The following is a 9472-nucleotide window of genomic DNA, read 5'->3' as shown; positions in this document are numbered from 1 at the left end:
AGGCCGGTGAAGCGCCGGTGGTTCAGCGCGTCGGAGAAGATGCGCGGCGGCTGGGCCTTGATGCGCAGCTCGATGCCGACCCGGCGAAGCTGACTCTGGATCACCTGCGCCACCTGCTCGCGCACGCGGTTGCCGGCGGTGGTGATGAGCTCGATCGAGAAGCGCCGCCCCTCGGCGTCCACGCGCACGCCGTTCGTGATGGCGCCAAATCCGGCCGCGTCGAGGAGCTTTCGGGCGGCCGCGGGATCGTAGGCATAGTGCCGGGCCGCCGGGCTGTACATGGGATCGAGCGGGCTGATATCGCCGTTGGCGACCGGCTGCTTGCCGTCGAACAGCTTGTCGGAGATGGCCTGGCGGTCGATCGCCATCAGGAGCGCCTGGCGCACGCGCCGGTCCTTCAGCAACGGATTGTCGAGGTTGACGTCGATGTGCTCGTAGACGAGGCCCGGCTTGTAGATGACGTTGTATCGGTCGCGGTAGCGCTTCTCGATCGCCAGGGCCTGGTCGAGCGACAGCCCGAGCTCTCCCAGAACGTAGTCGACATTGTCCGACAAGAGGTTGGCCTCGAGGGCCGAGCTGTTCTCGATGAACTTGAAGGCGATCCGCTTGAAATACGGTGTCTCCCCTTCCCAGTGGACGTTCCGTTCAAGCGCGACCCGGGTGCCCGGCACCAGCTCGGCAATGCGATAGGGCCCGAAGCCCAGCCCGGGATTGGTCGGGTCGGTGTCATAGGCGGTCTTGTTGCGATATTCGGCCGGATTGGCGTCGAAGATCGGCTTTTCGATGTGCGCCGGCACGACCACGAAGTCGAAGCTGTCGTAGTCGAAGGTGACGCGATCCACGGTGGCCGTGAAATGCCGCTCGTCCGTGATGTCGAGTTTCACGATCCGCCGGTACCCTTCCGCCGAGGCCACGCCCGAGAGCGGGTGCTTGCCCACCGCCAGGGTGAAGGCGACATCGCGCGTCGTGACCAGGGTGCCGTCGCCCCATGTCAGCGGCTTGATCTCGATGTCGACTTCCATGCCCTGCTTGCCGCCGGGCAGATCGACGACGCGGGCGGTGCCGTCCTCGAGGTTGGGCAACCGGGTGCAGGCGAGGCAGACCAGCTTCCAGTCCGCGTCGTAGGCTGTGAACGGGCGCAACGTCATGTTCTGGATCAGCGCCTTGGCGAGCATCGAGCCGATGAGGGGGTTCATCGTGCCGGGCGCCTGGGTGGTCCCGATGACCAGCTCCTCCTTGGCCGCGGCGCGCGCCGGCGAGCCGATCGAGGAGAGCGCAAGACCGAAGAAGGCGCGGCGACCGAACATCCGCGCCAAGCTCGCATTGGCGACGCCGAAGCTCAAGGCAGGCGCGCGTTCGTGCGCGTTCCGTGGCGGCGAGCGGTGCCGCTCGCCCTGGGCTACCGGCTAGCGGCCGAGGCCCATCGGCCGCGGCGCCGGCGGGCGGCCGCCATGATTGGCCGACCATTGCTCCGGCGCCTCGAGGAAGGCGCGCGTCTCGGTGAGGCCCTTCTCGTCGAAGTACTTGTGCTTCTGGGCGGCCTCCAGCGCATCCCACCAGGTCGCCAGCGCATGCAGCTTGACGCCGGCGAGGGCCAGGGTCTCGACGCTTTGCGGGAAGATCCCGTAGTGGAAGATCACGAAGCAGTCGGTGACCCGGGCCTCGGCCTTCTTGAGCGCATCGATGAAGACCAGCTTGCTGCCGCCGTCCGTCGCCAGGTCCTCGACCAGGAGGACGCGCTTGCCGGACTTCAGGTCGCCCTCGATCTGCGCCATGCGGCCGAAGCCCTTGGGCTGCTTGCGGACATAGATCATCGGCTTCTTGGCCAACGCCGCCAGGAAGGCCGCGAAGGGGATGCCGGCCGTCTCGCCGCCGGCCACGACATCGATCCTGTTCCAGCCGATCTCCCTGTCGATGGCCTTGAGCGCATAGCCCATGATCCTGGCCCGCGCCTCGGGGAAGGAGATCAGCTTGCGGCAATCGATATAGACCGGGCTCGCCCGCCCCGAGGTGAAGATGTACGGATTATCCGGCCGACAGTGGATGGCTTCGATGTCGAGCAGCAGGCGAGCGGTCTCACGGGCCTCGCTGGTACCGGTCGCGCGCGGATAATTCGCCTTTCCATTCAAGGACTTGGCGCCTGCATGGGCCGGCGCATGAGGCGCCGGTCTGGTCTTTTTCTTCTTCGTCGCCATGCTGCTTTCCCCCCGCCGCTTGCGACAAAATGACGGCCGTGTGTTTAGCGTTCATCCACAGGACCGGCAAGGGCGGCGACGCCCGATCGGGGCCTGGATCGGGATGGATTCTGTCCGTTTTCGACGAGAACTGACCTAGTTCGTTGCCGCAAGGAGCCGAAAGAGCCATGTGGAGGTCCATGAAGACGCGTCGTTTGCCCCGGTCACGGCTGGCCCGGATCCTGGTGGCGCGCGGCCGGCTGCTTTTCTCCGTGGCGGCCGGCGTCGTGCTCTACCTCCTGCTGCCGCAGACCATGCGGCCGGTGACGCGGCTCTTGATCTCGTGGGACCTGACGGCGGCGATCTACGTCGGATTCGCCCTCACGATGATCGCCCGGTCGACGGTCGAGACCTGCCACTGGAACGCCTCGCTCTACGACGAAAGCGACTGGGTCATCCTGATGATCGTGGTCGGCAGTGCGGCCGCCAGCCTGGGCGCGATCTTCGCCGAGCTCGCGGTGATCAAGTCGGCCCACCAGACGCCGTGGGGCAGCTTGCTGGTCACGGCCGCGACCGTCGCCCTGTCATGGACCTTCACGCACGTGGTCTTCACCCTGCACTATGCCAACGCCTTCTACCGCCCCGGGAAGGCCGGACCGCGCGGCGGGCTCGAGTTCCCCGGCGACCGGCCGCCCGACTATCGCGACTTCCTCTACTTCGCCTTCGTGATCGGCTGCGCGACGCAGACCGCCGACGTGAACACCGTGTCGCCGGTGATGCGGCGGCTCAGTCTCGTCCATGGCGTCGTGTCGTTCGGCTTCAACACGGCCGTTCTCGCCCTCACGATCAACGTCGGCGCGAGCCTGCTGTCGTAGCGCGGCCGACGGCGTCAGACGAGCTTCCTGCCGCTGATCGCGCCGCCGTCGTTCTTCCTGAGCTCCATGAAGATGACGGACGAGGCCATGGTCATCAGCCCGAGCACGATGAAGGCCTGGTGCACGCCGTGGATCAGCGCGGTCGGATCGGAGCGCAGGCTCTGGGGCACGAACATGGCGGCGATCAGGGACGCGGATGCGACGCCGAAGCTGATCGACATCTGCTGGCCGGTGCTGGCGATAGTGCTGGCCGCGCTCGCCTGCCGCGCTGCGACATCGGCATAGACCAGCGTGTTCATGCTCGTGTACTGCGTCGAGGTGAAGAAGCCGAGGATGAAGGCCTGCAGCGCGATGCGCCATGCCGGCGTGCCGACATCGATGGTCGCGAACAGCATGATCAGCACGCCGAGGGTGAGGGTGTTGGCGACCAGCACGTTGCGATAGCCGAGCCGTGCGAGGATCCTAGGTACGATCACCTTGAGGCCCATGGCGGCCATGGCCTGCGGCATCACAAGGAGCCCCGATTCGATCGGCGAATAGCCGAGGCCGACCTGGTAGAGCAGGGGAAAGAGAAAGGGGATGCCGCCAAGGCCGAGCCGGCTGAAGAAGCTTCCGCTCACGGCGACGCGGAAGGTGCGGAGACGGAACAGGCCGAGATGCAGCAGCGGAAACGGCGTGTGCGTGGCCTTGATGCCGTAGCCTGCGAGCAGCGCCGCCGCGAGGCCGAGCAGGCCGATCATCTCGATGTCGCCCAGGCTGTTCTCGCCGAACACCTCGAGTACGTAGGAGAGCAGGGCGATGCCCGAGCCGAACAGGATCAGGCCGACGATGTCGAGCGCATGGGTCCTGGCCTCGCGATAGTCGGGCAGGAAACGATAGACGAGATAAAGTCCGGCGAGGCCGACCGGGATGTTCACGAAGAACACCACGCTCCAATGCAGGTAGTGCACGATCAGGCCGCCCGAGATCGGTCCCAGCATCGGGCCGACCAGGCTCGGGATCGACACGAAGCTCATCGCGCGGATCAGCTCCGACTTGGGAAACGCCCGCACCATGGTCATGCGGCCCACCGGCACCATCATGGCGCCGCCCATGCCCTGCAGGATGCGGCAGGCGACCAGCATGGTGATGTTGACGGACATGCCGCACAGCAACGAGCCCGCCGTGAACAGGCCGATGGCGCAGGCGAACACCCGCCGCGTGCCGAAACGGTCCGCCATCCAGCCGCTGATCGGGATGAAGACGGCGAGACTCAGCGTATAGCTTGCCAGCACCGACTTCATGTCGAGCGGCGTCACGTTCATGGCTTCGGCGATCGCCGGCACCGCCGTGTTCAGGATCGTCGTGTCGAGCGACTGCATGAAGAAGGCGACGGCGACGAGCCACGGCAGCAGGCGCTTGATGGTTCTGGTCGGGTCGGCGGGGATGGTGGTCGTGGTCGTCATGTCAGTCGATGGGCGGAACCGATCCTTGTCCGTTGGCCGCAAAGATTCCTCCGCAGAAGGCGGGAATGAGGGCGCGTCCGCCCTCGCCGTTGGTCATCAATGCCAGACCGAAGCTGCCGTCGGCGACAAAAGTCAGCACCGAACGGAAGCCGGCGTTCACACCATAGTGATAGAGCAAGGGCGCACGACCGCTCTGCGGCTGCACGAAGATGCCGAGGCCGGAGGGACCGTCCGCAAGGCGATGCGCCATCGTTCGGGCGAGAGGCCGGCTCAGCATTGCGCCGTCACGCCAGCTTGCGGATATGGCGAGAGCGAGGCGGGCGAGGTCGGTCGCGCTCGACCAGAGCCCGGCCGCCGCGAGCTCGGGATAGACATGGAATTTTCCCGGCAGCGGCCGGCCCTCCAGATCGTGCGCGCTTGCCGCGTTCGATTCGGATCGCGGCAGCGGCTGGGCAAAGGAGCTGCGGCTCATGGCCGCCGGTTTCAGCACCAGATCGGCTGCAAGGGCCGCGAACGTTCGGCGCGCGACGTCGATGGCGAGTTGCTGGAGCACCATGGTGCCGCCGCCGGAATAGCGGAAGGCGCGGCCCGGCTCCCATTCGACCCGGACCGCGGGGGTATTGGCCGGCGATGCGCCGTCCAGGATCTGTCGCAGATCGGGCAGCGGCGCGCCGCCCATATAGCCGGGGAAGCCCGGCACGTTGGTTCCGGCGCGGTGGCCGAGGAGCAGGCGTGGCGTCACGGCCGCGGCCTGCGTCCCCGGCAGCTTCCACGATCGCAGCACATCGTTCACGGGCCGATCGAGATCGATGTCGCCGCGATCCACCAGATGCAGGATCACCTGACCTGCGACGACCTTGCTGATGGAGGCGGCCTGGAACAGCGTGTCGGGATCGGCACCGGGCGTGACCCGTTCGGCAAGCGCGCCGTTTCTGATCAGGGCGACACTCGCTGCCGGGACGCGATGCTGCACCATCAAGGCGCGCAGGTGATCGGCCAGGACCGGATCCTCCTGCGCGGAAGCCCGGCGCGGCCGGAGCGCCGCCATGCCGCCGGCGAGGAAAAGCCGGCGCGACGACACTGGCCCGGGACGTGGAGTCATTGCGAAGCGGAAGCCGACCGACCGGTCCGGGATGACGCGGCGGCGACTACGGCCAGCATTTGAAGAAGCGCATATCCGCCTGCACGCCATCCATCTCTGTCAGTCGCTTGTAGCGAAAGTCGCGGCGGCTCGCACCTTGCACGATGGCTGGCCAGCGCAAGAGCTTTATGCCCGGGATGGCTCCGTGCCCGGTTCCGCCGGCATGGCCCTTACTGGCGCCGGGCCTGTTCGTATTTGGCCGATCCGCCCGCCGCCTGCTGCTCGAGAGCCGCGAGTTGCGGATCCGTCAGATAGCCGGTCGCCGGCAGACCCTGCGTCTTTTGCCAGGCCGTGATCATCCTTCGGGTGATCGGTCCGAAGTAGCCCGTCGTCGGAACTTCATGGCCGAGCGCGGTCAAGGTGACCTGCACGCGCTTGCGTTCCTGGTCGGACAGGTTCAGGGCAGCCTCGGTCCGCTGGGCGTCGAGCTTGATCCGCTCGGCCACGTCTCCCGTCGGCACGGGCTGCGCGTACAAGGCGGCGAGCTGGGGGACGTCGAGGAAGCCTGTTTCGGGCAGTCCCTGCGTCCTTTGCCAGGCCGTGATCATCGACCGGGTGATCGGGCCAAAGTAGCCTGTCACCGGCACTTCATGGCCGAGTGCTGTGAGGGCAGCCTGGACCCGCTTGCGCTCTTGCTCGGACAGGTTCAGGGCGGCTTCCGTGTTCGGCCCGCTTTCAGGCGCCTTCGCGGCGGAAGCCTGACGAGAAACCTCCGCGGCCGCCTCGCGCTGCAGCGCTTCCTGCGCAGCCGCGCGCCCTTCGGCTTCGGCGATTTGCCGAGCCGATTCGATTGCCGCCGTCTGTTCCTGCTGGCGCGCCAGCCGGGCTTCTTCCTCGTGGCGACGTGCCGCCGTTTCGGCGGCGAGCTTCTCCTCGGCGGCCTTCCGGCCGGCTTCCTCGGCGAGCGTTCTGGCCTCGGCCTGTTTCAGCGCTGCCGACTCGGTCACGGCGGGGCGATGCGTCGCGTCGGCCGTCTCGCTGCTCGACGCCATCAGCTTCAATGCCCCATCGGACACCAGGGCCGCCACGACGACGGCCGCCGAAAGCCCGACCCAGAATCCCATGCCGCGCTTGGGCCTCGACGAAAACGCGGCGACGGCTGCTCTTGCGGCCAGCGGTCCACGCATCACGAATGCTTCCGCTTCGTCGAGCGGTCCGAACGGCGGCAGGATCGATCTCCAGTCGGCGATCGACTGCGGCCGTTCACTGGCGCGCACCCGCAGTCCCGCATCGATGCCGACCAGTAGGGCCGGCGCGAACCCTTTCGGCATCAACCGGGCCAACGGTTCGCAGGCATCGTCCAGCATGCGATCGAAGATGCTGGGCGGCGGTTTGCCGCTGATTGCGTGATAGAGCGTCGCCGACAGACCGTAGATGTCGGTCCATGGACCCTGCTTGGCGGAGTTGAATTGCTCGGCGGCGGCGTAGCCCGACGTGGAGGCGGCGGGACTCCCGGCGGCGCGACCGGCCATCGCGGCGCGCGCCGCACCGAAATCGACCAGCGTCGGGTTGCCCCTGGAGTCGACGATGATGTTGGCCGGTTTGATGTCGTGGTGCAGAAGGCCCGCGGTATGCACTGCCTGCAGTCCCTCGAGCAACGACGAAAGCATCCGCTCGATGACGGGAGGCGACAGCGATTTGTCGTGCAGCAGACGCCGGTGGAGCTGTTCACCGCCGGCCAGTTCCATGACCAGGTAGGCGGTGCCGTTGGCCTCCAGAAGATCATGAATACCCACGATTGCCGGCGCATCGCCGAGCTTTGCCAGTGCGCGGGCCTCGGCGAGGAAGCGCTCACGTCCCCACTCGAACCTTTCTGACAGATCGGCCGAGCGCGGCACGATGCTCGTCCCGCCCTCACGCAAGGCAATCGAGGTCGGCAGGTATTCCTTGATCGCCACGCGGCAATCAAGGCTCACGTCACGCGCAAGGTAGGTGACGCCGAATCCGCCTTGCCCAAGGACGGAAACGATTTCATAGCCCAGCAGTCGCGTGCCAGCGCACAACACGCCACGCACGTCCTTGCTTGGGTTGGACTTCGCCTCGGTTCCCGGCACCAGATCCCCCGGCCGGTTAGAACGTCACATATAAATTGCAACTATTTCGAGCAGATCAATAATTTCGCATTATAAACCGCCCGGCGCGACCTAAACAGGGGAGAATGGATCATGGACCATGCAAAATGTTGGTCGCCGGGGTCCGAGATTGGCTGGTCAGATTGCCGCGCCGCCAGCCCATGGCGACATCACCTCGTTCATGCCGGTCAATTTCCCGGTCGCGGGGTCGCGCACGATGCAGCAGGGATTGGCGAAGCCCAGTGGCGAGATCTGGTTGGTCACCTCGACGACCGAAAGCCGGGCGGCGATCGCCTTCTTCACCGCGTCGGGGAGATCGCGATTGACCCGGATCGGGCCGACCCCCGACACGTCGATGCGCGGCTGGTGGAACGCCGCTTCGACGTCGAGGCCGCGGTCGACCAGCATCATCGCAAGCTGGGTCACTGCCGGCACGATGCGCCGCCCGCCTGAAGCGCCGATGCAGAACCAGGGTTGCCCGTCCTTGACGACGACCACCGGGCAGATGTTGCAGAGCGGCCGCTTGCCCGGAGCGATCGAGTTCGGCCGGTTGGGCTCGGGATCGAACCACAGCATGCCGTTGTTCATCGTGATGCCGGTCTTGGGCAGCATGACGCCGGAGCCGAACAGCGACATCAGCGTCTGCGTGAGCGCCACCATGTTGCCATCGCCATCGGCGACGCAGAAATGGGTGGTGCAGGTGTTGGTCGGCTTCTCGCCCAGGGTCTTGAGCCGTTCCTCGTAGGCCCGATGCATGGCCTCGGCCACTGCGGTGAAGAACGCCGCATCGGGCGCGCCCTGGCCGCGGGTGCGATCGCCCAGGAGCTCGAGCGTGCGCCGCAAGGTCGGTCCGGCGGTCAGACCGCCGGCCACGTTGATCGTCACGCCGTGATGCTCGAATGACAGCGGATCGACGATCCTCGCATCGTAGGCCCCGAGATCTTCGCAGGTGATCGCCGAGCCGCCCGCCTGCAGGTCGGCGGCGATGTCGCGCGCAAGGCCGCCATCGTAGAACTCGCGCGGCCCGCCCTCGGCCAGCCGCCGCATCGTCTGGCCGAGATTGCCGAGCTTCAGATAGCGCGTCGTGCCTTGCCAGTCGTTGGTCGGCACGCGGCCGTCGTCGCACAGGTAGCTCGCCCGCGACGCGGGGAACATGGAAAGATGCTGCGCACCGTTGGCGATCATCAGCTGCATGTACCAGTCGAGTTCCATGCCTCGTTCGGCGAGGGCGATGCCGGGCGCCAGCGCATCCTTCCAGCGAATCGTGCCGAAGCGTTCGAGCGCCTTGCCGAGGCCTGCGACCATGCCGGGCACGGCGATCGAGTGGTAACCGACCTCGTTGCGCTGCTCGAGGATGTCCGGCCAGGCGAAAGGATTGGCGGGACCGGGACCCACGATCCGGTAGGCGGCAGGATCGAGCTTGCCGGCGGAGATCGGGCCGTAGTCGATGGTCCAGGCGCGCTTTTCCCTGGCGCTCCAGAGGGTCATGAAGCCCACGCCGCCGATGCCGCTCATCCAGGGCTCGAGGGCGCCGATCGCCATGCCGGTGGCGACCGCTGCGTCGATCGCATTGCCGCCCTTGCGCAAGACCTCGGCGCCGACCTCGGCTGCCCGGCAGTTCTGGGCGACGACAACACCCTTGCCACGCACCGCCTGCTTGGTGATCTTCATTTGCCGTGTCAGCGACTCGCTCATCGATCCCTCTCGCTCGTTGCGCGCCGACTGTAGCTGGGCCTCATTTGGCCACAAACCCCGATAGACTGCT

The 9472-nt window shown here is 66.6% G+C and carries 7 protein-coding genes; 1 reads left to right on the top strand and 6 read right to left on the bottom strand.

The features are described from left to right. The coding region (locus VH499_RS13495; RefSeq protein WP_332053261.1) for a peptide ABC transporter substrate-binding protein at positions 1-1343 on the bottom strand (1343 nt) is incomplete at its 3' end. Between the two features lie 63 nt (positions 1344-1406). Further along, positions 1407-2195 (bottom strand): orotate phosphoribosyltransferase, encoded by a 789-nt coding sequence (locus tag VH499_RS13490; RefSeq protein WP_332053260.1) that lies wholly within the window; start codon positions 2193-2195, stop codon positions 1407-1409. Positions 2196-2374: 179 nt separating this feature from the next. Between VH499_RS13490 and VH499_RS13485 the strand changes: the two genes are divergently transcribed. After that, positions 2375-3049 carry a DUF1345 domain-containing protein gene (locus VH499_RS13485; protein ID WP_332053259.1) on the top strand — a complete coding sequence of 225 codons (675 nt, stop codon included), beginning with the start codon at positions 2375-2377 and terminating at the stop codon, positions 3047-3049. A gap of 14 nt (positions 3050-3063) precedes the next feature. Here the strand turns inward: VH499_RS13485 and VH499_RS13480 are convergent, their stop codons facing one another. From VH499_RS13480 to VH499_RS13465, 4 genes are all read right to left on the bottom strand, one after another. Next, on the bottom strand, positions 3064-4494 hold the full coding sequence (locus tag VH499_RS13480) for a DHA2 family efflux MFS transporter permease subunit (RefSeq protein ID WP_332053258.1): 1431 nt from the start codon (positions 4492-4494) through the stop codon (positions 3064-3066). A 1-nt stretch (position 4495) separates the two neighbouring features. Beyond that, positions 4496-5575, bottom strand: coding sequence for a serine hydrolase domain-containing protein (locus tag VH499_RS13475; RefSeq protein WP_332053257.1), 1080 nt, complete (start codon positions 5573-5575; stop codon positions 4496-4498). Positions 5576-5805: 230 nt separating this feature from the next. Further along, positions 5806-7689 (bottom strand): protein kinase domain-containing protein, encoded by a 1884-nt coding sequence (locus VH499_RS13470; protein WP_332053256.1) that lies wholly within the window; start codon positions 7687-7689, stop codon positions 5806-5808. Between the two features lie 156 nt (positions 7690-7845). Next, complete coding sequence (locus VH499_RS13465) at positions 7846-9402, bottom strand: gamma-glutamyltransferase family protein (RefSeq protein ID WP_332053255.1); 1557 nt, start codon at positions 9400-9402, stop codon at positions 7846-7848. Between the last annotated feature and the right edge of the window lie 70 nt (positions 9403-9472).

This window comes from Reyranella sp. (assembly GCF_036558665.1).
Lineage (GTDB): Bacteria > Pseudomonadota > Alphaproteobacteria > Reyranellales > Reyranellaceae > Reyranella.
The sequence above is the reverse complement of the archived record's forward strand: the minus strand, read 5'-3'. Positions and strand labels throughout refer to the sequence as shown.

Bases quoted from the DNA above. Each gene is read 5' to 3' on its own strand.
- VH499_RS13490 (WP_332053260.1), bottom strand. From the start codon at position 2,195: ATGGCGACGAAGAAGAAAAAGACCAGACCGGCGCCTCATGCGCCGGCC.
- VH499_RS13480 (WP_332053258.1), bottom strand. From the start codon at position 4,494: ATGACGACCACGACCACCATCCCCGCCGACCCGACCAGAACCATCAAG.
- VH499_RS13465 (WP_332053255.1), bottom strand. From the start codon at position 9,402: ATGAGCGAGTCGCTGACACGGCAAATGAAGATCACCAAGCAGGCGGTG.
- VH499_RS13485 (WP_332053259.1), top strand. From the start codon at position 2,375: ATGAAGACGCGTCGTTTGCCCCGGTCACGGCTGGCCCGGATCCTGGTG.